At 63.3% G+C, this 21634-nt stretch carries 17 protein-coding genes; 4 read left to right on the top strand and 13 right to left on the bottom strand.

What is annotated here, in order from left to right; all coding sequences use genetic code 11:
* Nucleotides 1–176 precede the first annotated feature (176 nt).
* Nucleotides 177–1616: an IS1182 family transposase gene (locus tag METLW3_RS0124560; RefSeq protein WP_024882357.1), complete on the top strand. Its 1440-nt coding sequence runs from the start codon at nt 177–179 to the stop codon at nt 1614–1616.
* Between the two features lie 448 nt (nt 1617–2064).
* Here METLW3_RS0124560 and METLW3_RS0124555 read toward each other — a convergent pair whose 3' ends face one another.
* Both METLW3_RS0124555 and METLW3_RS0124550 read right to left on the bottom strand, forming a co-directional pair.
* Nucleotides 2065–3840 (bottom strand): phospholipase D-like domain-containing protein, encoded by a 1776-nt coding sequence (locus tag METLW3_RS0124555; protein ID WP_084485007.1) that lies wholly within the window; start codon nt 3838–3840, stop codon nt 2065–2067.
* Nucleotides 3837–7382 (bottom strand): AAA domain-containing protein, encoded by a 3546-nt coding sequence (locus tag METLW3_RS0124550; RefSeq protein ID WP_024882355.1) that lies wholly within the window; start codon nt 7380–7382, stop codon nt 3837–3839. Before METLW3_RS0124550 ends, METLW3_RS0124555 begins: the two co-directional genes overlap by 4 nt.
* 887 nt (nt 7383–8269) lie before the next feature.
* Here METLW3_RS0124550 and METLW3_RS0124540 point away from each other — a divergent pair.
* From METLW3_RS0124540 to mobF, 3 genes are all read left to right on the top strand, one after another.
* Nucleotides 8270–8677, top strand: a complete 408-nt coding sequence (locus METLW3_RS0124540) for an integration host factor subunit alpha (protein WP_245267516.1) — start codon at nt 8270–8272, stop codon at nt 8675–8677.
* A gap of 220 nt (nt 8678–8897) precedes the next feature.
* Nucleotides 8898–9215 (top strand): hypothetical protein, encoded by a 318-nt coding sequence (locus METLW3_RS0124535; RefSeq protein ID WP_024882352.1) that lies wholly within the window; start codon nt 8898–8900, stop codon nt 9213–9215.
* Between the two features lie 3 nt (nt 9216–9218).
* On the top strand, nt 9219–12359 hold the full coding sequence (gene mobF, locus METLW3_RS0124530) for a MobF family relaxase (RefSeq protein WP_024882351.1): 3141 nt from the start codon (nt 9219–9221) through the stop codon (nt 12357–12359).
* Here mobF and METLW3_RS0124525 read toward each other — a convergent pair.
* The 11 genes from METLW3_RS0124525 to METLW3_RS0124475 form a co-directional block, all read right to left on the bottom strand.
* Complete coding sequence (locus METLW3_RS0124525) at nt 12293–13717, bottom strand: hypothetical protein (RefSeq protein ID WP_024882350.1); 1425 nt, start codon at nt 13715–13717, stop codon at nt 12293–12295. The two genes, mobF and METLW3_RS0124525, sit on opposite strands and share 67 nt — an antisense overlap.
* A 16-nt stretch (nt 13718–13733) precedes the next feature.
* A complete protein-coding gene (locus METLW3_RS0124520; protein WP_024882349.1) occupies nt 13734–14468 on the bottom strand; it encodes a phospholipase D-like domain-containing protein in 735 nt (244 codons plus the stop codon).
* A gap of 45 nt (nt 14469–14513) precedes the next feature.
* Complete coding sequence (locus METLW3_RS0124515; RefSeq protein WP_198022916.1) at nt 14514–14768, bottom strand: hypothetical protein; 255 nt, start codon at nt 14766–14768, stop codon at nt 14514–14516.
* A 31-nt stretch (nt 14769–14799) separates the two neighbouring features.
* Nucleotides 14800–15333: a DUF2726 domain-containing protein gene (locus METLW3_RS27235; RefSeq protein ID WP_024882347.1), complete on the bottom strand. Its 534-nt coding sequence runs from the start codon at nt 15331–15333 to the stop codon at nt 14800–14802.
* Nucleotides 15333–17651 (bottom strand): TraM recognition domain-containing protein, encoded by a 2319-nt coding sequence (locus tag METLW3_RS0124505; RefSeq protein WP_024882346.1) that lies wholly within the window; start codon nt 17649–17651, stop codon nt 15333–15335. Before METLW3_RS0124505 ends, METLW3_RS27235 begins: the two co-directional genes overlap by 1 nt.
* Nucleotides 17652–17679: 28 nt before the next feature.
* Complete coding sequence (locus METLW3_RS0124500) at nt 17680–18099, bottom strand: hypothetical protein (RefSeq protein ID WP_036310472.1); 420 nt, start codon at nt 18097–18099, stop codon at nt 17680–17682.
* A gap of 61 nt (nt 18100–18160) precedes the next feature.
* Entirely contained in the window at nt 18161–19294 is a 1134-nt protein-coding gene (locus tag METLW3_RS26600; RefSeq protein ID WP_157516690.1) for a hypothetical protein, read from the bottom strand.
* Entirely contained in the window at nt 19294–19830 is a 537-nt protein-coding gene (locus METLW3_RS26595; protein ID WP_024882343.1) for a lytic transglycosylase domain-containing protein, read from the bottom strand. Before METLW3_RS26595 ends, METLW3_RS26600 begins: the two co-directional genes overlap by 1 nt.
* Nucleotides 19827–20225, bottom strand: a complete 399-nt coding sequence (locus tag METLW3_RS0124485; protein WP_024882342.1) for a hypothetical protein — start codon at nt 20223–20225, stop codon at nt 19827–19829. The genes METLW3_RS26595 and METLW3_RS0124485 overlap by 4 nt, the downstream gene beginning before the upstream one ends.
* Entirely contained in the window at nt 20222–20470 is a 249-nt protein-coding gene (gene icmT, locus METLW3_RS0124480) for an IcmT/TraK family protein (protein ID WP_024882023.1), read from the bottom strand. Before icmT ends, METLW3_RS0124485 begins: the two co-directional genes overlap by 4 nt.
* A complete protein-coding gene (locus METLW3_RS0124475) occupies nt 20470–21630 on the bottom strand; it encodes an ATPase, T2SS/T4P/T4SS family (protein WP_036310549.1) in 1161 nt (386 codons plus the stop codon). The genes icmT and METLW3_RS0124475 overlap by 1 nt, the downstream gene beginning before the upstream one ends.
* Between the last annotated feature and the right edge of the window lie 4 nt (nt 21631–21634).

Below are 21634 nucleotides of genomic sequence, written 5' to 3'. Positions count from 1 at the left end.
CGACGAAGCCGAAGGTGAAACGCGTGGTCTATGCCGCGCGCCACCCCACTCCTGAATGAAGCTCGGTTCAGGGAATGACATAGCCCGAAGGGAGCCAGAATACGTCTGTCTTTGACCCTGGCTGTGTGAAAACGTCGTTGATGCTATGATTTTCTAGTGATTTGCCGGGGGGTCTCATGAAGCGCTTTGTCGAAGGGGCGGATCGTGGGCAGGGCGCGCTTTTTCCGGAATGCCTCGATGATTGGATCGGCGAGGACAATCCCGTTCGTGTGATCGACGTTTTCGTCGACGAGCTCAATCTGGGTGCGCTCGGGTTCGGCGGGGTCGATCCCAAGGCGACGGGCCGGCCTTCCTATCATTCCTCCTGCCTGCTGAAGCTCTACATTTACGGCTACCTCAACCGGGTTCAATCGAGCCGCCGGCTGGAACGCGAGGCCGGACGCAACGTCGAGGTGATGTGGCTGACGCGGCGTCTGGCTCCTGATCACAAGACGATTGCCGATTTCCGCAAGAACAACGGTCTCGCCATCCGCCAGGTTTGCGCCCGCTTCGTCGCGCTGTGCCGCACGATGGGCCTGCTCACACAAGCCAGCATCGCGATCGATGGCAGCAAGTTCAAGGCCGTCAACAACCGGGACAAGAACTTTACGCGCGCCAAGATGGAGCGGCGCATGGCGCAGATCGAAGAGAGCGTCGCGCGCTATTTGCAGCAACTCGACAGCGCCGACCGACAGGAGCCGTCAGAGGCGCTGAAGATCAAAGCAGGCCGCCTCAAAGAGAAGATCGCGAAGCTGAAGGGCGAGATGCAGCGTCTCGAGGCGCTGGAGACGCAAATGCTCGATGCGCCGGACCAGCAGATTTCGTTGACGGATCCCGACGCCCGCTCGATGGCGACAAGCGGCCGCGGCTCCGGAGTAGTCGGTTACAATGTGCAAACGGCGGTCGACACGAGGCATCATTTGATCGTCACCCATGAGGTGACCAATGTCGGCACGGATCGATCTCAGCTCGCCAACATGGCCAAGCAAGCAAAGGCGACGCTGGAGACGGAGAGCCTCGACGTCGTCGCTGACCGCGGCTACTTCAACAGCGCGGAGATTTTGGCGTGCGCGCAGGCGGGCGTCACAGTCACCCTGCCCAAGCCGATGACCTCCGGGGCAAAGTCCGAAGGACGCTTCGGCAAGCAGGACTTTCGCTACGACGCGGAGCAAGACGTTTATATTTGCCCCGCTGGCGAACGCCTGATCTATCGGTTCACGCGCGAGGAAAACGGGCTCAATCTGCGCCGTTATTGGACCAGCGCCTGCGGCGCTTGCGCGATCAAGTCTCAGTGCACGCCGAGCGTGCAGCGGCGCGTCACCCGCTGGGAGCACGAGCATCTTCTCGAAGCTGTGCAACGCCGACTTGATGCAGACCCCGGGAAAATGCGCGTGCGACGCGAGACGGTCGAGCACCCCTTCGGCACGATCAAGGCGCGGATGGGGGCAACCCACTTCCTGATGAAAACTATGCCGAGCGTCGCCACGGAGATGGCGCTGCACGTGCTCGCCTACAATTTCACACGAGTCCTGAACATCATCGGCGTCAGGCCGCTGATGGCGGCGATACAGGGATAATCGCGGCCTTATGATCCTCGCTCCCGCCCCCTGAGCCTCCACAGAGCGGTTCATAGAAGCGGCTGACGCGCCGTCGGCCCGAAAAATAGCGAAAACTCGCCAAAGCGCAGGCGCCGGAGCGCGCTGCCATGGTATGGCGTTGTCCTGAATGGCGCGGCGCCGTTTTCACACAACCAAGACCCAAAGCCGTCATTCCCCGAGTGGGTCACCGTCTCGCCGGGGGTGGAGAGGAAAAGTTCAGTTCAATCATGGCAGCACAGGTCGAATTCTCGAAACTCACGAATTGCGACAAATCGCCGTCGATTTCAAATAAATCATGCACAGCAGTTTTTGGGCTAAATCGGCGGGGTTTTGAAAGGCGCTGCGGCAGCCGCTCGGTTTCCCTACGCCCAGTGGAGCGCCACTGGCGCCGACCTCGGGGGGGAGGCCTGCTGAACGCGCCGGTGTGCTAGCCGGTACTTACGACAACCGTCGCGGCCTCAAACCTTTCCAAAAGGATACGTCCAACCCCCGGCGACCGTATGCAGATGCCGATTTCCTGGCGCGGATTGTCGTCAGTCGCATCGGCAGAAAGCCAGTTTTGGCTTGTGATGACGGCAACATCGTCATCCCAGCTGAGGAACTTCGCGTGCAGCCGAGGCCGACAAACTGGCCGGATTCGAACCCCGACCTTGGCGGCCTCACTCGTCAGCCTGGCGATGTCGGTAGCCGTAATCGCGCCGCTGTCTTCTCCGTAGAAAAGTCTCACATCCAGATCGCGCGCTCGCTTCGATGCCGCAAAGACGGGCGCAAGGATCAAATTGTTCGCCGCTCCAGCGAATCTGTGACTGGCAATGACCAACGTCCGGTCTGCGGTATCCCTAGCCTCGCGGACAAGCTCGGCATGGTCCGATCCCAAGAGCACGCAGACGCTCGCCTTTCCTTCGTTCGCCGACTTCTGGCTGCGAAGATTAACGGCCCGGGCGACAAGCTCGCTGGTCAAATTCGTCCAATGGCCATTCCCACCACGCGAAAGCTCAGCGACCTGGTCAATGACATCGGCCACCAATTGGTAGTCGCGCAAGCGCACTGAGACTTCGAAGCTCGAGAATCCGCTGTATAGCCAGTTGCACGACCCAACCAAGGCTATCATCTTGTCGGGCGTGCCGTCATCCGCAAGCAAGATCTTGGCATGAGAGCCGGTCGAAAACGGGTGAACGGTCAGGCCTTCGAGGCCTTCCGAATCCAGTTCGGCTCGTAATTGCTGCACGACCTTCGCGGTGGACCGGCGCTCGTCCGCATTCTTGTCCTGCCCCCAAAGAATGTCGATCTTAACCCCGAGTGCGACGGCTTTCCGGAGCTCGGGCAGGAGCGCTGCGAAGCGGGGAGCGGAGATGAAGGTCGAATGGATCAGCAATCGGTGCCGCGCTCGACCGACCGCTCCCTTCAAGGCCGTCTCGTGATCGGCGCCCCCGGTGATGAGGTCGTTCGTCGTGAACGAGACCTTTCGGGTAGGCGGCGTGACCTGCGCACTCGGCGATCCTGCCAATAAGGTCCGCGTATACGTCCGCTGAGGGCCGCCAGCCGATTTCGACGACATGATGGCTGCCGCGCGCTTGATCTCCTCGACGAGTTTCGAGGGTGTGCGCGGGCTCAGGCCCTCGGGTTGACCATCTCTGACCGGAACGAGCGCCCAGCGCTTTGCAAGGCGGCTTCCGTAGGAATCTATGCCGGCGAACTTTTCGTCGGATTGAAACAACGCGTCCACGAGGGGACGAACCTCTTCGATCAGCTGCCTTGCCGGCCGCTCGATGCGGACGATCGGCTCGCCTTGTTCCTCCCTCTTGTCGACGACGTGCTCATGAACGAAGGGCAAGTCGCGGCTCCTAAACAGCGTCCCGGTGATCTGGTCAATGACGAAAGTCATGTTGCGGCTGAGGCGGCGCGGCGCCGTCGGCAATTGGTCGTAATCCTTGACGGCCCGCCCTTCCGGAGTGATTTGGAATTGAACGGCGGTCGGCGATTGCATCATCTCGACCCACCCAGCGCGCATGAGCCGAATGAGCGCTTCGATGATCACTCGCTCGGGAATGCAGGCTCGCTCTCGAAGTGTGTGCACAGAGGTCGGTCCACGATCAAGCTCATACAACAGCAATTGCTCCAGGACAGTCCAAGGCCTGCCCTTGTCGAAATGAAATTTGCGACGCCCCTGCAGGACGGGAATTGCGACCCGAATCAGGCTCATTTGCCACCGACCAGACGTTCTGAAGGGATGATCACCGCCTTGCCGTGCTGCCGCTGCGTTTCCAGGACATCCAGGAAACGGCCGAGAAACGCGGCTTCTTGAAGAGCATCAGTACCGGCGTTGGACGCGATCGTAGAACGGATGAACGCCAGCGAGCCGATGACGAAGAGGCACGATTTCGCTCGACTAAGGAGAACGTTCATTCGACGAGGGTCGCTGAGAAAGCCGAGCGCTCTGCGAAGAGATGCATGGTGATTGTTACGAACCAACGAGACGATGACCACATCGGCCTCGTTTCCTTGAAACGAGTCCACAGTTCCGCAGTAGCGGTCCGCGTCGACGGCGGGCGCCAAGTTCGACAGAACCGAAAAGTTGTCGCGGTCATCGTCGATCGCCGCCTTCAATCGTCGAACCTGTTCACTATAGGGCGAGAGAACCGCCAGCGTCGGCGGCTTTTCGAGACCTTCGCGCACCTTCAGCAGCGAAAGAACCCGTCGAACTGTATCTACCTCGGCCGGGCTGTGCCACCGTGGCCGGCATTCGGCGTCACCACCTTTCATACCGACAGTCGCCTGGACCCAAGGCATGTCGATGAAGATCAGCGGCCCATTCGGAAGGCGCTTACTATCTGTCGACGACACCGGAGGAGGCGCGCTTAAAATTCGTGCTGCTGCCTCCTCATGCGTTTTAAGCTCATTGTCGTAGAAGCTATGGGATACGACATCCGCCAGAGCAGGGTGCATGCGGTGCTGCAAGGTCAGCCGTTGGGCGAGCCGCCGGGCCTTCGGCTTGTTCTTGTGGACCTTGAACTCATCCTCGATCATGCGTTCGAAGAGAAGGATCTGGCCCAACGCCAAGGAGCACAGGGCGGGAAAATCGCTCTGGTCAGTGTCGACCTCGTCCAGCACCTCTTCAGTCGCAAGGTCGCGGAGCGTTCGACCGATGAACTCAGCACCAGCCTCAAGGGCTTGAGCAACCGCCGGGGGATTGGCGAGCAACTGCACAATGCGTTCCGAGCCGAAGGGTGCGAGCTGCTTATGGTCCCCGATCATCAGGCGTCGGTACGACAAGAGCAGGGGTGCGATGAGTTCGCCCCCGGTTGCTTTTCCGGCCTCCTCAACCATCACCCAGTCAAACTGGCCGCGCTCGTCGAGAAGACGCTCGAGCTCGGGTGAATTCGAGGTCGCAAACAGGAGGTTTGCCCCTCGCACCAAAAGCGATTCCATCGCTTGACGGCCTTGAGTAACGTTGGAGCGCTCTTCCTGTGACCCGGCGCCGGCGCTCGCTTGCAAGTCGCTTAGCTGCTTTTGCAGCCGCTGAGGAGCGTCAGCCACGAGTGGGCTTGCGGCGAGCTTCGCCATTAGCGTCTCGGTTTGTCTCACAACCTCGAAATCGCCGGCGTCATCTTTGTTGTCCTTGGATTGGCTTCGAACGATAACGGGTTCGCGCGGATGCCCCTCCAGAGCCTCTGCGAGCTCATCCATTAGGTGATTGACTGCGGCATTGCTCTGCGCTGTCAGAAGCAATCGTGCGGAGCTGTTGTCCGTTAACGTATCGAGCACGAGATCTCTGACCAGCCGGGTCTTTCCAACACCGGGCGGACCTTGGACCAGGAACAGCGGAATTGTGGAGATGATCGCGGCAAGAGCGGTCCGCTTTGACTCATCGAGCGCGGCAAAGCGCTCGTCCGACTTCGCGACCTCATGCGAATCCAGGATCCTCGACCGCGGATCGTCGAGCATCCTGAGCAGCTCGGAATGGTCGGCGAGCGCTCGGAGCGCCCTCAACCGACGCCGCAGCTGGATGTCTCGCCCCACGAAGTCTGCCGGCACTAACGCGGCGTCGCGAAGGGTCGCAGGCCTGTCGGAGCCGACAAAGATGTAGATCGGTTGTGAGGCCGCCAGCTGCTCCTTACGGCTGAACTTCCAGGAGGTGTCCGAAGATTCTCGATCGCCGATCTGGCGCGCCTCGGTCAGCACCCAGTCTTCGATGCGCGCGTCGCCCAGCATCACATCTTCGAACCGCTTCGCAGGCGGTCTCAGTCCAAGCGCGACGGAGAGCGCGTCACGCTCCGGGTCCTGGCGAGGCACCATGGCGACAGAAATTTCCTCGCCATCCGCGTTTGCGGCACCATGGGCATCCACGACTTCCCGAATGTCGACCGGATAGACGTCGGCGGCCGCATAGAGGGCCTCAAGAAATTGCGTGAGCGCCAGCGCCTGGTGGACGCGTTTCGCCCTGTCTGGCTTGGCCTGCTCCGCATCGAGCTCTTTCCGCAATTGCTCCCAGCTCGATAATTTGCCTCGCAGCCTGGGAAATCTCGCCCCCGCCTCTCTCTGGTCCATGATTTCCAGCGAGCGGGCCTCAAGCGGGATCTGCCCCAGAATATTCACTGCGGCCGCCTCGTTGGCCTCTGCTCGTTCGCAATACGCCATCTCCCACGTGCCAGGCATGCCAGGCTTCTGGATGTATTGAGACAGGGAGTAGGTGAGCAGCGTCCCGGAAAGGGTCAGTCGGAAGGGCAGCCCTTCGTTTTTAATCGCCAGCAGAAGCGGGGCATCACCGAGATCGGCACGGACGAACTCGAGCATGGCTTCGGTGTCGTTAACTTCGATGTCATTGCCCGAAGCCTCGCGGATGCGCTGGGCGAACGCTCCGGCAAAGCGGAAGACGAGATGGAACTTGGCTTCCCGGCCGGCGACACTCGCGCCGAGTTCGCGAAGAATCTCCTGAATACGCAGGCGCACGATCTCGCCGTCGAGCCGATCTAGGCGCTCGATGCGGATCAGCTGACGCAACAATCTCACTTCGGCGGCCGAGAGATGGTCCGCCACATCGGAGGGGACGATCCGCAGATCAACGACCCGCTTTACATCTGCTCCAAGCAACCCTGCCGCCAACTCTCCGAAGGCCCGCCAGTCTTCAACGAAGGAGGCTGGCGCACCGGTTTTTGTGCGCGTCGCAGTTGGAGCGTTGGCCGCGCCCGCGAGCCTTAGCGACCACTCGAATCCGGTCAGCTGAAAGTCGGGCTCGCTTCCGCCGGAAGCGAGGATCGACCATTGGTCAACATTCCGGTGCAGAAGCCCCTGATCGTGAAGGATCTCCAGCGCGACCGCGATCTGCGAGAGATTTTGCCAGAGAAGGAGTCGGTTGCGGGTGATGCGGGGGTTTTTCAGCCAATGGCCCGCCTGACGATGCTGGAGCAGCGTGGTTAGTGGTTCACGTTGTCCAAGATCGAGCACGAGGTAGAACCCCGCGTCGTCGAAGCCAGCTTGCAGCAGAGTAGCAATCGAGGTCGACGCGCCGGGATAGCCGCCCAGCCGATAGAGATGGCGGATTTCGTGCTGCCACAGCTCGCGAAGCTCGTCCTGGCCGTCCCCCGTTGTACGTGGCCACGATTTAATGAGAACGTGATTTCCGATCTCGTCGACGCCGAGTGTTAAAGCGGGCCGTCCCGACTTCCTATCCGCTCTCTGAAGGGCACAGTCCTGAAGCTTGTATGCAGCGAGAAACGCACCCTTGCGGTGCGATTTGCTTGTCATGCGAGATCCCCCAGGCGCGAACATAGTTGATATTTCGACGTGCGAACAGAGTGAGATGCGGCCATCAGCGTTCACCTCACGGTGTCGATAGGCAAAAGATCAGAGATGATCTTGCCATGTCGCCGCCTGAACGAGATTGCCGGAAAGCGGAGGTTCTACGAGTCGGCTAAGGTTCACGAATACGCGTTCGACCGATGCCCGCGAAAGTCCGCTGACGACGCCGCTCCGGCCATGCGAGAACAGCTTGAACGAAGTCCCGGCCGTACATTCCGCTTCCTCCGAAGGCGGGCAGAAGCGCAGGGTGCGTGTTCAGGACGCGGTTTTCGAATGCTCGAAGCGTCATTGGTCCGAGCTTCCGCAGGTACCCTAAGAGGATGACGAGGTTCGTGCCGGAGGCAAGCAACGCCTCGTACAGTAGCAGGTCTGCGCCAGCGGGGTCGCGAACCGTCGGTATTACACATGTCGGGATGCCGCCTTCTCGGGCAAATGAGATCGCTTGGGCTGAATCCTTGTTGCTCACGACCAGTACGGCTTGCGCGTCAAGTCGACCGATAGTGATGTCTTGAATGACCGCGCGCATGGCGGTCCCATTGTTTGATGCCAGAAAGCCTAGACGTAACATGAGGTCATTTCAGCATCGTCCTCTGACGGACGCAAGTCTCGAAGCGTGTCGGGGAATGACCGCTTCTGGCGCCAGTTCCCCCTTCCCGACAGCGAAGGAGGAACTGTGGCGCATCTGCGCCATAGGCGACCGGGAACTTGGGGCATTCAAGTCCCTCCGATCCGTCCGCAGGGATCGCGAACGAAAAACCACAGTGACAAAATGCCCAGCGTGGGCGGCGCTGGTCTCCCTCGTACCTGCGAGGTAGACATTCTCTAGCCGCATTGTGATTCGGGTTCCCGATGCGGACGACGCGGCGTGTTTTCGAGGGAACGGCGAACAGCCGGATGGGGTTTTGGACGCAGCTGTTTCCAGGAGCACGGTTACGCGTGATGACCTCGCGCACGCCATTTACGCACGCATACCCGGCCTCTCTCGCACGGACGCAAAAGCTCTACTCGATTGCGCGCTCGAGGAAATGCTGTCGGCCCTGGCCCGCGGAGAAGACCTAAGTCTCCGCCGTTTCGGCACTTTCCGAATCCGCTCCAAGAACGCTCGCCCGGCCCGCAATCCGAAAACTGGCGCTGCGGCTCTCGTCTCGCCGCGCCGGGTCGTGGTGTTCAAGGCCGCTCCCCTTCTCAGAGCAGCCGTGGCGGCGACGCGATCTGACCAGTCCGCCGACAACGCTCCATAGAGCGCGCGCCGCCAATCGACCGAGGAGCCGGCGCGCGCCCGGAGTCGCGTGAACGACCAGGGCGCGCGCACGAAAAGGCGCTCCCGGAGCGAGGATGTCGCGCGCCGATCGTCCGAGCAGCGGCCGCCGACGATGACGCGGCGCTGAATCTTTTGACGCCGATCGTTTTCATTCGCGCAGAGTCCGCCGACGCTTCGCTTTCGTCAGCGGAGGCGCAATCATGTCCAAGGAATTGAAAGAAGGGCTCGCCCGGGTCGAGCAGGAAAGCCACCAGATCGTCGAAGCGGTCGGCCTTCAAAACGAGCAGATCCGGATCTCCATCGCTCGCCTCGACGAGATCATCGCGCTGCTCACGCCGAAGGACGACGCCGGCGAGCCGAGCTTGAGCGATTTGCTCGCCCATCTGATCGCGCAGAACCGCGAGCAGCTCATTCTCACGCGAAAAGCCGTCGATCTCCTCGTCGACATGCAGAAAGACCTTCCGGACAAGATGGTCGAGGCGTTGGAACAGCGCTTTTCCTCCCTTGCGAAAGTCTGACCGATGATCACCTTCCGCAAGTTCGCCGCCGCTTCCGACGGCAAGCTCGTCCGCATGTATTTCACGGAAGCGAGGCTCGGCCCGCCGCCGCAAGAGCAGGCAACCGAGGCCCTCGGCCAGCAGCAGCTGGAGCCGGGGTCGCGCCTCACCAGCTACTATACCGGCCGCGACGCCGGACCGGCCTGGCGACCGGATATGCCTCTCTCCGTCGCCCGCGCGCTCGGCATCAATTCTCATCACGCGCCCAAGGACGACGAGCTCGACCGGCTCTTCGAGGGCAAGCGCGCCGACACGGGCGAGGCCTGGTCCAAGCACAAACGAGAGATCAGCGGTTACGATTTCACCTTCTCGCCTCACAAATCCGTGACGCTCGCCGCCGAATTCGCGCAGGATCCAGCGGAGGCCGCCGCCATCCGCAACGCCATCTATCGCGCCAATGACGCGGCGATGCGCTATATCGCCCGCGAAATCGGCTGGGCGCGTCGCGGACGCGCGGGCGAGAATGGGGCCGATCCCGGCGCGGTCGGGTGGGTGAGCTTCAAGCATTATATCGCCCGTCCGACACTGCCGGTCCAGGACGGCCGCGAGGGCGCGACCTATCTCCTCGAAGCGCCGATCGCCGGCGACCCGCACGACCACATCCACAATGCGCTGTTCAATCTGGTCGTCACCGGCGAGGGCCACATCGGATCGCTCGACACGCAGCGGCTCCACGCACGCGTCCATGAGTTCGGAGCCTTCGCCCAGGCCGTCCTCGCCGACGAGCTGCGCGCGCTCGGCATTCGCGTTGCCTATGATGACAAGGAACAGGCTGCCGTCATCCTCGCTATCCCGCAATTCGCCAATGAGGCCTTCAGCAAGAGCACGCATCAAGTCCTGCGCAACGCCAAGGCCTTCGCCGCTGGCCAAGGCCTCGATTGGGACGACATCTCCGCGGAAAAGAAAGCCGAAATCCTCCGCGAGGCGGCGGCGGCCGCGCGTCTCGCCAAGCATGGCGAGAAGACCGACCACAAAATCTGGCGCGACCAGGCGGAGGCGATGGGCTGGGAACACTCGACCGTCATGGAGGGCGCGAAGATCGCCGCGCGGTCGAACGATGAGCGGTTCGAGCGGGCCTACGCGTTCGCAGCGAAACATCTCGCCGAGGAATTCCACACGGCCGCCGTCATCGACCATGATCGTCTTCGCATCCACGCGGCGCGCGGATTGATCGGCGTGGGCGTCGCCGGCGGCGTCAAGGATATCGACCGGGTCGTCGAGCTGATCGAGCGCAAGGGAATCGATCTTCACGGCGAGCACGTCGATTTGGTTTCCGCGTGGGCGAAGCGCGAGAATGCCGAGGAGGAGCCGCGACAGGTTCTCCGCGTCACCAATTCCGCGCAGATCCGCGTCGAGGAAAACCTCCGCAGCCACGCCGCGCGCGCGGCGCTCGACACCTCGGGCGCGCTGGCCGTCGCCGATATCCGCCGCGCCATAGAGGCTTCCGGTCTCGATTTCGACAGCGAGCCGGAGCATGGAGCCGCTCAAAAGGCCGCGATCTATGCGCTCGGCCAGGGCGGCGCGCTGTCGCTCCTCACCGGCGTCGCCGGCGCGGGTAAATCCACGCTGCTCCGGCCTCTCGTCGCCGCCTGGAAAGCGGACAAGCGTTTCGACGCCTCGGGCCGCGAGCTCGTCGGCGTCTCGACTGCGTGGCGACAGGCCGACCAACTCCAGGACGCCGGCATCGAGCAGACCCGTGCGCTCGAACCTTTCCTCAAATCCGTCGAGGCCGGCGAGTTCATACCCACTCGCAACACGATCCTTGTCATCGACGAGATCAGCCAGATCGCGCCGCGGCCGATGCTGCGGCTGCTCGAGTTGCAGGCGGAGACCGGCATGACCATCAAGGCGCTGGGAGACCGCGAGCAGGCGCAGGCGATCGAAGCCGGCGACACGATCGAAATCCTGCGTCGCGCCCTGCCGAAATCAGCGCAGCCGGAACTCCTCACCGCCGTCCGTCAGGTCGATCGGCGAGACCGCCAGATCGCCGGCATGTTCCGCGACTCCGAGGCCCAATCCGCCCTCGCGATGAAGCGCGATGATGGAACAGCCATGCTGGTCGGCGGCGACTTCGATCAGGTCGCCGCAAAGATCGCCGATTTCTATCTCAGCCGACGCGACATTCTCGACGCCGCCGGCTCGAAGCGCGGGATCACGATTTCCACGCCGACCAATGAGGACGCGGCCGCGATCAGCATGGCGATCCGAAACCGGCTCAAAGCGCGCGGAGAGATCGGCGCCGACGAGACAGTTCACAAGGCGATCGCGCCGCGCGGCGCGAAGGAGCCGCACGCCTTCGACCTGCCGATCGCCACCGGCGACCATCTGCGCCTCTATCGCTACACCTGGGCGAAGATCGACGGCAAGGACGGCCCTATCGGCTATAACGGTCATGTCGTGAAGGTGATGGGCAAGACCGTCGGCGGCCTCCTGCTCCAGAACGCCAAGGGGCAGACCGGCGAGGTCGAATGGCGCCGTCTCACCGATCCCGTCACAAAACGGCTGATGCTCGGCTTCGGCCATGCGCTGACAATCGACGCCGCGCAAGGCGTCACCTCGGACGAACATATCGACGCGCTGCCGCGCGGCAGCGCGGGCGTCACGGCCTTCAAAGCCTATGTCGCGGAAAGCCGCGCCAGGGGCACGACCTGGACGATGATTTCCGAAGCGGCCGTCCATGAGGCCGAGAGGCGTAGCCGCGCGCTCGGCGACGCCAAGCCGATCGAGGCGGAAGATCTCTGGAAGCGCGTCGCGGCCGATATGGCCGCCAAGCCCTATAAATCCCTCGCGCTCGATCTCGTCGAGGCCTGCCGGCGCACGCGAGAGCGGTCGATCGATTCCTTCATCGCGCAGGGCCGCACGTTTCACAAACGGACCGCCGGCGCCGAGGATCCAGGCCGAAAGGCGCGGGAGCGCGTGCGCTCGAAGGTCGCCACACACGAGGTTGCGCCTCACATCGCGGATCTCTCGGCCGAGGTCGAGCGAAACGCCGCCCTATTGCGCGAGGCGAAGGAGAACGTCGAAGCTGGGCTGGCCGTTCAGCGCCCCGAGCGGTCCTCGCCTGCGCCGGCCCCTGTCCGCGGCTCCCCGTCGCCCGCCGGCTGACGATCCGTCCGCTCTTCACGACGCCCGCCGGGCGCACCGAGTATCGCCCGTGCGATACTCCTCCCGAATTCTTGTTGCAGCGCGTCTCTGTCGGAGCTCGCCAGATCGTGCATGACGAGCGGCGCGTCGCCATAGGCGGACTTCATGAAAGCGTGCGTTCGCTCCTTTCGCGCGCGATACTCCTCGTCGGCGAAGCCCATCGTCTCGACGATCACAGTTGCGCAGGCGACATTTGCGCTGGGCGTCACCCGCAGGATGAAATCTGGAATGTAGACGCCCCGGCCGACCGGACCCTCATCGCTCGCATCCAAGCCGATGTCGAACACCGGCTTCTCGATCTCCATCTCGATCCCGTGCTTTTTCAAAAACCATCCCTGGAGTCCGAGCAGCCGCTCCAGTGTCAGACGCTCGTAATTGCTGTCGACGAGCATCAGATGGTTCTTCGCCGCGCAGGGATGCACATAGGCCGACAGGGCCTCGATCGGGCCGTTCTCCGTGGCGCGCCCGACGACGCAAGCGGCGAGATAAGGCGCGCGAGCCCCAATCGCGCTGCGATCCGCCCCGGGCGCCTTCTCGCCGAACACCGATATGCGGCCTCGAACGGGGATCGGAGGGCTGGAGAATGGCAGCAGCTCGCCCTCGCGAACGGCTTCGAGCGTCGTGATCAGCACGCCGTGCGGTCGATTTCTCGTGAAGAGGCCGGGTCTCGCCGTGTCGATCCGCGAGACGAGGTTGCCGAGCGCCTTCGGATAGGTCGTCGAAAAATCCCTCAGTCGCGCCCGACTGTCGAGAAAAGCGCCTTCCGAGGCATGTCGAATGGCCGCGAATTGATCGGAGAGCGAGCCAACGCGGACCCCCGGCGAGATCGTCTGCAATCCGGCCAGATCGACCAGCAACGCCAACAGCTTCGCGAGCCCGGGCCGCGAGCGGATCCTGGAGGCTCCGGTAAACCCTCGCTCCAGAGCCGGTCGCGCCTCGCCGAACGGTCCCACGAGGCGCAACGTGTTGGCGGCGACGACCCGCGTATAGGATTTCACGATCTGACATTGTTCAGCTGGGTCGCGATAGAAATCGCATGTTTCATCGTGCTCGGGCCAGCTGTCGCTTTGTCCGCGCCGGATATAGGATCGCGCGACCGGAACCAGCCGCCCGCGCCGCCCGTCCGGACGACAGCCACAGGCGAACCACATCCCGGCGCCCATTTGCTGGTAACGCGCCACGACGTCTGCGGCTCGGGCTCGTTCGGCGAGACCGCCGCCGTAGCGTCCGAAGGCCGCGCGCAACAGGCGATCGTCCTCTTCCGACAGAGCGACGCCTTCGTCTTCGGTGTCTTTTGGAACAGCATGAAGCAATGGCATGGCTTCCCTCACGAAATCAATCGACGCGCCCGTGTCTCCATCCCGCCGCGACGGCCTCCTGCTCCGAGCAGAACCACCGCTCTCCGGCGCTCTGGTCGATCTTGACGCGGTCGTAGAATGGTTCGCCGGGCTTGTGAAAAATCCGCTCGCCTCTGCGGCTGATGTTGCCTTTGATCGCGCAGCTCGTCGTCGGCGCCGCTGAATTCGCGGAAGCCGGAGCGACGAGTCGCGATGCGAAAGAAGGGCCTGGCGCGCCGATCGGCTTGGCGGCCGACCAGATTTGCGCGAAGCGCGCCTCGAAGGCCTGCACGGCGGCGGGATCACGAAGGACGAGAAGATCATTGTCTTGCTGCTTCAAACCCGACGCCGTCAGATTCGCCGAGCCCGACCGCAGCAACGCGCTGTCGACGGTATAGGATTTCAGGTGCATGAACGGTCCCGGTGGACTGATGCGAACGTCCGCAGCGATCTCACGGAGGCGATCGAGATCGCTCCTCTCGCTGGGATCGAGAACGATCCGGACCGCGACGCCCCGCCGATGCGCGTCGATCAACGCGCCGATGATCGGCCAGTCCGTCAGCACGTAAGCCGCGAGGTCGATCTTGGCGCGCGCTGCGCGGAGAAGCCCCACATCGACGCGTTCCAGATTCTCGACCGGCGCGTAATGGATTTCGGGCGGTTCGGCCGCGAAGACGGATGGCAACTGCGTGAAAGCGAAAACGCCGGCGAGAAGAGAAAGGCGAAAGGACATCGGATGCTACTCCCGTGAATCGAAGACCGGCACAATCCGCCCGCCTCATAGCTTCGACAGCTCGTCATGCACGCTGTCTCGGTGTTTGACGGAGACGTACCAGCCATAGGTCTGTGGATCCCAACGCGCCCGCCCACGAAGCACGTCCGCCGCCGCGTCGCCGACGCGAGCGTTGTGCGGCCACCACACACGCATTTCGCCGTTCTCCAGCAGGGTCACCCAAATTTTTCCCAATGAGGTTTCGATCATTTCTTTCATGATGCGAAATCCAATTCGATATTGCTCGAAGCCGCCGATCAAACGCAGCTCGCGACGAGCGCAATTCTCATTTTCACGCAATCGTTCGAAGACCAGAACGAGAAGTTGTAATCACGCCAGCTTCTCGCAGCAACGTCTCGAGCGCCGCCACGGAGTAAGCCCGGCGTGCTCTCGCCCGCAGTAGCGGGATCCCGATCTCGCTGAACACCGCGTCGACGAAAATGTCCCGTTCCCTCCGATGCGGCAGCGCATGCGTCCTGTCGTCCAGCTCGATGGCGGCAATCGGCTCCAGGCTGGCGGCGTCACAGATGAGGTAATCGAGGCTCTTGCCGAACACCTTGTTCATCGCGGCTCGTCGCTTCGAATTGCTCGCCCTCGAATCGACGTCGACCAGCTCGGCGAGCCGCACCTGCACAAAAACGCGATAGCCCTCCCCGAGCGCCTTATCCAAAACGGCGAGGAAGCGCTTTTCATTGGGCGTCAGAAAGCGCCCGCGCCTATAGGCGGGTCGGCGCGCGCCGAGGAACGCGACGACCGCGAGAATGAGAACACCGAGCAGCGCCAGAGGAGCGACATGCTCGATATCGATAAGCCGCATCGGCGCCATTATGGGGAAGCCTCCACTCGCCGTCGCGTCGCCGGCAGTTGCGCCGCCTCGGCGTGTGCTGCGATCATCGACGTGACCGCCGCTAGATCTTCCCGCAGCTTCTCCCGATTTTCCCGGCTGAGCCACGCCCCCTCTGTTTCCTTCGCCGCCGCCTCTATCTTGCCGAGAAGAACTGAAGCCCTCTCTCTGGCGGCCTCTCCGTCCTCGCCGATCGCCGCCTCGATCTCGACGATCCTTTCGAAAAGCGCTTTGTCGAAAGGTTCAGCTGGCCGAACGCCGCCCGAGGCCTCGCCTTCCGTTCCATGCACCGCCGATTCGAGCATGAGCAGAAGGCGCGCCGCCGGGCCCTGCCTCCCCTCACCCGGGGTAAAGGGAACGTCGCCCGCGGCCCGGATCGCCGCTTCGACGCATTCGTCCCTATCGCCTCCATTCGCCTTCGCGACACGAAAGGCTTCATATATCGCCTTCAGCGTCGGAGGCATGGGCTCGCGGCCGCCGGCGGCGACCATCCCATTCTCGATTCCGGCCGCGATCTCGCGAATCTCGCTGAGCCTCGCCTCCAGCGCGGGGCGGGCGGGAGGAACGAGGGCCGTCCGTTTGACGAGGGGCTTGGGACCCGCCTTGTCGACATTCGCATGAAACACCTTCGCATAGATGCGGCGGCCGCCGAACAGCATGATCGCCTCGCCCTCGATGAGGCTCTGCAGGTCGCGCCAGTTCACCCGCGACACCTGGCGCACATCGGCCTGGCGGGTGTCGTGATAAACGCCGATGTCGCCGCCGCGAAAGCTCGTCGCCTGCGCCACATCCGTCTTGCCCGAGGTCTCTTCGATCCATTCGCGCGTGCGATTGGCGTCCTGCTGGCGCATGGCCGCCGTCAGATTGGCGTTGCCGAGCAGTGTGTAGGTCTTCTCGCCGAGCCGCGCGAATATCCCGGAGACCTCCTGAAAGCCGAGCCAGAAGGCGATGTTGAGGCTGCGGCCCTGCGCCATCATCCGGTCGAGATCGCTCGTCGCATAGTAGGCGAGCTCGTCCAGCACGATATGATAGGGCGCGTCCATGCCGAGCTTCTCCTTCGGCATGCCGAGCATTTGCGCCATCATGCCGCGCAGCGACGTCACCACGATCTTGCCGAGCCCGGCCAATGTGTCGGAGGAGTTCTCCAGCGCCGGCAGAGAGACGACCAGAATGCGCCGGTTCAAGACCACGTCGCGCATGTCGATGTCGCCCTGCTCGATCTTGAATATGTGCCCGAGCGACACGCCGAGCTGCGTGAACATTTCGGTGAAGTAGAATCGCGCATAGCCATGCTGCTTGGACGGATCGTCGGACTTCTGCTTGTTGTAGTCGAGGTCCGTGTCATAGCCCGGAAGCTCGCCGAGATAGGCGAGCAGCGGGTAGACCACGTCCTGCGGCAGATCGAGAGCAATGTCCCTCGTCTTGCCGGTCGCGGGGTCGCGCAATTCATAGAGGCCCTTGACGGCGAGCTTCCAGATCACGCGCAGCTCGAGCGCGTCGCGGATCTTCTCGATGTCGATCGGAACGCCGGCGTGGTCTCTGATCCATGTTAGAACCGGAATCACGGCCCCTATCAAGGCGACGGCGCGGCTGCGGAAGACGCCATTCGAGTCATTGGCGGCCTGCTCGCCAAGCTGGCTCACGACCATTTCGCGGATGGCGTCGGCGTTGCCCGTAGCGAAGGGATTGAAGCTGTTGCTCTCTTTGCTCCCGCTGGCGACCAGGAGATTGAGATGCAGCACATCGTCCTCGCGGCCGAACCGCCTCGCGAGAGCCATCACCTCGCCGAACAATGTGTGATCGGCCTTGCCGTCGACGAGAACGAAGCCGCTCGCATGGGTCAGCGCATTGGAGACGAATCCCAAAATCGCGGTCGTCTTGCCGGCGCCGGTCGTCCCCGGAATGGTCGCATGTTGGCGGCCGTCCTCGGCGGTGATCCATAGTTCCCGGCCGGCGACGTCGCGGCCGAGATAGATGATGCCCGCCGCCATGCGCGGCGCGCGGTTCTTGGGGTCGGGGTAGTTCCAGTCGGCGACGCCGGCGCTCTTGGGAAGCCGCATCGGCAGCTCGACGCGCCTCGTCAGGACGAGGGCCGCATATCCGATCGCCGCGGGGACGATCAGGTCGACTGAAGCCGGTTCGAGCAGCATGAGCCCGGTGCCGACGCTGAGCATGGCGCCGGAAAACTCGCTCATCAGCGAGGCCCAGACGCGCGTCGACATCGGCCGCAGATCGCGCAGCGCTTGCGCGCCGGACCGCTCGAACCGCTCCTGCGGCCCGGAAATCTCGCGTGGGATCATGCCGCTCTCCCCGATTTCGGCGCTCGCGTCATTGCTGTAGGCCGAAGGCGGCCGGACCGGATCGGCCCGCGTCCGCCGGCGTCCCCGGAGCGGGCGTGATTTGCGGGGGCCGCTGCAGGTCGCGAGCGAGAGCGTCCGGCAATGGCGCGACCGACGACGCGGCGTCCGGCGAGGCGGCCACTCGGCTCGCGCCGAGCGGCTTTTGCTCGGAGGAGCCGCTCCCCGCCCGGAAGCCCAAAAAGGCGACCGCCGATACGGCGAATGCGACGACGAGCGTCGTGAGCAGAGAACGTCTCGTTCCGCCGGCCTCGACGGCGATCGGCGCTCGCCGGTACCCCGACGTCGCGACGCCTACCGGCCCGTCCAGATGCACATGCACGTCGATGTGAATGTGCGGCGTTTCGAAAATGTTTCTTTTCTCGTCTGTGGAAATCGCCTCGTCCATCATGATCTCCTCGGTTCTTCCTGAAACGCATGGTCGAGGCGCTCTGCGCGAATGAGAAGGAGGGTCAGACCTTCTGGATGGCCGCGAGCGCATTATCGATCGAGGCGACGCGCAATGGCGCGCCAGCGATCCGCTCCGCGGCCCAATGGTCACGCGCGCCGATCGCTTCGACGAGCGGCGTCGGGTGAAGGAGCGGGTCGAACATGTCGGCCGGAAAGCCCAGGGAGTGCAGCGCGTACCAGAGCCGCCGATCGACGAGCTTCAAGAATCCGAAGTCCGCAGGCGGGAGAACGCCGCCTTCCTCTCGCGCGGCGAGGAGGGCGCTCATCGTCGCCGTGGTCGTGAAGCCATGCGCCGATATCGTTTCCGCCAAAGGAAAGCGCAAATCTCGGTCGTCCAGCCAATGATCGGCTCGCTCGACGAGGGCGACCGGGAATGCGAGGGCGCGATCGGGGCCGGTCCGGCCTTCCTTGCTCGTCATCCCCAGCGCCGACGACAGATCGCCCAGATAGCGCCGCCCTTCATCGTGGCGCCGCGCCCGATGCAGGGCGAAGGCCGCCCATAGGCAGCGAATATGCGGCGGCGCCTTTGCCGGGTCGCGCATGGCCGAGCCGAGCTGACGCGTCAGCTCCGCCCGCGCCCCTGCCGCATTGAAAGCGCCCTTGTCGTCTGTCGCCCAGCGCTCGATCCACTCGGCGCGGGTCAGAGCGCGATCGGCGGGACGCGGCTTTCCCGGGTCGATGTCGACGAGCCCCAAATGTCTGCGCACGTAGGCGGCGGGCGTCCGAAAGGATCGAAGCTGCTCGCGCATCAAAGCTTCGAGATCGAGCGGCCGGGAAAAGCGCTTCGCCCCGGCGCGGCTCGCGCAAACGGCGGCGAGCGCCAGAACGACGCCGATCGAGGGCAGGAGAAAGAAGCGGCCGACCTCGCGGGCGAGGCGCAGCAGCTGCGGAAATTTCACCGTCGCGGGATTTGTCGCGAGAAGCTGGGCGTCGGCGACGTCATAGCGATCGGTGAACAGATGGATGAATCTCATCTGGCCGTGCAGGCCCTGCATGACGATCGCGCTGATCGCGGCGTGCTGCTCCTCCCAGAGATACCAGCCGCCGAAGCCGACACCGACGATGAAGACGGCGACGCTCATCAAAAAGGCGGCGCCGTCGCTCACATTGCCCTGTGACGCGTGCGAAACAGACATCACCTCCCCCCTCGGGTGAGGGCCGCGCCTCGCTCTGTCGAGCCCGTCTCTGCGACGGCCTCGCGTTGCAGACGTCGGCCTTGCGCCAGGACCAGGCGACGATAGGTGGCCTTGTGTCGTTCATTGTGCGAATGATAGAGCCCGATCCCCTCCCAGAGATCGCCATCCGCCTCGTCGAGCGCCTGCCGCAAGATCCAGGCTCCGCCTTCGACATTGGCGCAGAACTCGTCACGCAGAGCCCGATAGGTCGCTTCTCGCGACGCGCGCCAATGGGCGGCGAGCTTCGGCAACCAAATCTGGTTCACCTGCATCGGCCCGATGTCGACAGTGTCGTTCGTGTTCTGGCTCACTTTCCCGAGCCGCCCATTCTCGACATTCAGAAGGATCAGCAGGATCTCGGCGGGAATCGAATGCGTCTTCGAGGCGGCGTCGATGCACTCCTTGACGTAATTCCCTTTCGCCAGATCGTCGGCGGCCCGCGCCGGTCCGCTGACCGCGACGATGGAGATAGCGAGAATTGCGAAAAACTGTCTCATTGCCGCTGTTCCTTCCCTCGCCGATCGGTCTCTAAGCGCTCGTTCGAATCCGCCCAGACATCGCCGAGCTTCTCCACCACAATCCCGTTCGGCCCGCAGGCCTGCGAGATCGCCTCCATCGTCGCCAACATCGCCATTGTGAATGATCCGGCGTCGATCACGGCGAGGCGATAGCCGAGGAGAGCCCCGTCGTCGGGCTGCGTCGTCAGTCCGAAGCCCTCGCCCTTGACCTCGCGCCACAAGGCTTCGCCCGTCAGCAGGAACAGCGGCAGCAATCCATCCGCCGCGGCGGCGCTGTCGAAAGGGACGGTCACGCCCTCGAACACCACCGGCCGCCCGCCCATCCTCAGAAGCTTCTCGAACACAGCCTCCACATCACCTATATCCAGGATCATGCCGCCCTCCTGCGCTTCCAGGTCGGAACGGCGGTTCGGATCGGCCCGATCAGCATGCGCCGCAGCAGCCGCAAGACCGAGGACACGGTGAGGCCCGCCCAGCTGACGACGATGAAAAAAGTCATGCCGCCGATCGCAATGTAGAAAGTGAGCCAGCTCCAATAGACGACGAAAACCAGCAGGGGCAGGCAGGCTCGCCCGTCCAGAAACAAGATCCGCGTCGGCAGAGCGGTGTTCCGCCACATCAGCCTTCCTCCCTCAATTCGTGGGCCGCCGTCTCCTCGCTGATGCGGCCTTCCTGGAGAGCCTTGCCGATCGCCTGCGCGAACGACTGCCCCTGCTCGTCGATGGCGCGGCGCGTCAGGGCCGGCCATTGCGTCGGGTCTGTCTCCAAAAACCGATTGCGGAGCTTTCGATCGAACGCCAGGAACTCCCGCAGCGCCGTGCGCTTCCCGTCCAGGGACCGCGTCAGCTTCTGATTGACGACGAGCCGCAGCGATTGCGCCACGGCGCTGATCAAATTTTCGCGTTCGGCCAGGGGGCAGAGGCACGCAATGCGCTGCATCGTCAGCGCCGCGTCGTTGGCATGGATCGTCGTGGTCAGAGCGTGCCCGGAGATCGCCGCTTGAATGGCCGCGCTCATCGTCACCGAATCGCGGCACTCGCCGACGATGATGTCGGTCGGCTCGCGTCGCATGCAGCCGCGAATGAACTGTTCGAAAGTCGGAAGATCGCGGGGGATCTCGCTCTGATTGATCGTCGAGTTGGGGCTCTTGACGCGATCGAGCAAAAACTCGACCGGGGCGGCGCCTTCGATTATGTCGTAATGCCCGTTCGGCTCGAAAAGCTTAGCGACCGTCATGCCGGCGATCAGCGTGGACTTTCCCGAGCCGGTGCCGCCCGACACGATGACCATGCCGTTTCGCGGGCGGAACGCCTCCATGATGCCGGGCTCGACGAGCTGCTCCTCCAGGGATGGCGGCAATCCGGGGATCGGACGCAGCACGATATTGACGCCGGACCGCCGGCTGCTGCGCGTCGAGGTGACGTTGAGCCGGTAGCGAAGCCGCTCGGTGCGGCTCTCGGCGATCTCATAGGTCGTATCGAGCTCGCCGCCGCCCTGCATATGCGCCATGCCGTCGGCGCCATAGAGATGATTGACGATCTGCGCGATCTCCGCCTCGTCGACCGTCGTGTCGCCGATCACCTCGTCCTCGTGCGCCCTATCTCCGACCATGTGATTGTGGCCGTAGATCTTCACCCGAGGGCGATGCCCCGTCTGAAACGAGACTCTCGAAGCTCCCGAGCGATAGGCCCAGGTGAGCAGCGAATCCAAGGCCGGCGCGCTCTTTCGCGGATCCGCCACCCAGGAAAGTCCGCCGCGATCCCAACTTTGGTCAACCACAATG

Origin of the sequence: Methylosinus sp. LW3 (genome assembly GCF_000527115.1) — a bacterium.
Classification (GTDB): domain Bacteria; phylum Pseudomonadota; class Alphaproteobacteria; order Rhizobiales; family Beijerinckiaceae; genus Methylosinus.
This window is presented reverse-complemented; position numbering and strand designations above follow the sequence as displayed.

Excerpts from the sequence above, each read along its gene's own strand:
- METLW3_RS0124560 (WP_024882357.1), top strand. The coding sequence starts at position 177 with ATGAAGCGCTTTGTCGAAGGGGCGGATCGTGGGCAGGGCGCGCTTTTT.
- METLW3_RS0124555 (WP_084485007.1), bottom strand. The coding sequence starts at position 3,840 with ATGAGCCTGATTCGGGTCGCAATTCCCGTCCTGCAGGGGCGTCGCAAA.
- METLW3_RS0124550 (WP_024882355.1), bottom strand. The coding sequence starts at position 7,382 with ATGACAAGCAAATCGCACCGCAAGGGTGCGTTTCTCGCTGCATACAAG.
- METLW3_RS0124535 (WP_024882352.1), top strand. The coding sequence starts at position 8,898 with ATGTCCAAGGAATTGAAAGAAGGGCTCGCCCGGGTCGAGCAGGAAAGC.
- mobF (WP_024882351.1), top strand. The coding sequence starts at position 9,219 with ATGATCACCTTCCGCAAGTTCGCCGCCGCTTCCGACGGCAAGCTCGTC.
- METLW3_RS0124525 (WP_024882350.1), bottom strand. The coding sequence starts at position 13,717 with ATGCCATTGCTTCATGCTGTTCCAAAAGACACCGAAGACGAAGGCGTC.
- METLW3_RS0124520 (WP_024882349.1), bottom strand. The coding sequence starts at position 14,468 with ATGTCCTTTCGCCTTTCTCTTCTCGCCGGCGTTTTCGCTTTCACGCAG.
- METLW3_RS27235 (WP_024882347.1), bottom strand. The coding sequence starts at position 15,333 with ATGGCGCCGATGCGGCTTATCGATATCGAGCATGTCGCTCCTCTGGCG.
- METLW3_RS0124505 (WP_024882346.1), bottom strand. The coding sequence starts at position 17,651 with ATGATCCCACGCGAGATTTCCGGGCCGCAGGAGCGGTTCGAGCGGTCC.
- METLW3_RS0124500 (WP_036310472.1), bottom strand. The coding sequence starts at position 18,099 with ATGATGGACGAGGCGATTTCCACAGACGAGAAAAGAAACATTTTCGAA.
- METLW3_RS26600 (WP_157516690.1), bottom strand. The coding sequence starts at position 19,294 with ATGTCTGTTTCGCACGCGTCACAGGGCAATGTGAGCGACGGCGCCGCC.
- METLW3_RS26595 (WP_024882343.1), bottom strand. The coding sequence starts at position 19,830 with ATGAGACAGTTTTTCGCAATTCTCGCTATCTCCATCGTCGCGGTCAGC.
- METLW3_RS0124485 (WP_024882342.1), bottom strand. The coding sequence starts at position 20,225 with ATGATCCTGGATATAGGTGATGTGGAGGCTGTGTTCGAGAAGCTTCTG.
- icmT (WP_024882023.1), bottom strand. The coding sequence starts at position 20,470 with ATGTGGCGGAACACCGCTCTGCCGACGCGGATCTTGTTTCTGGACGGG.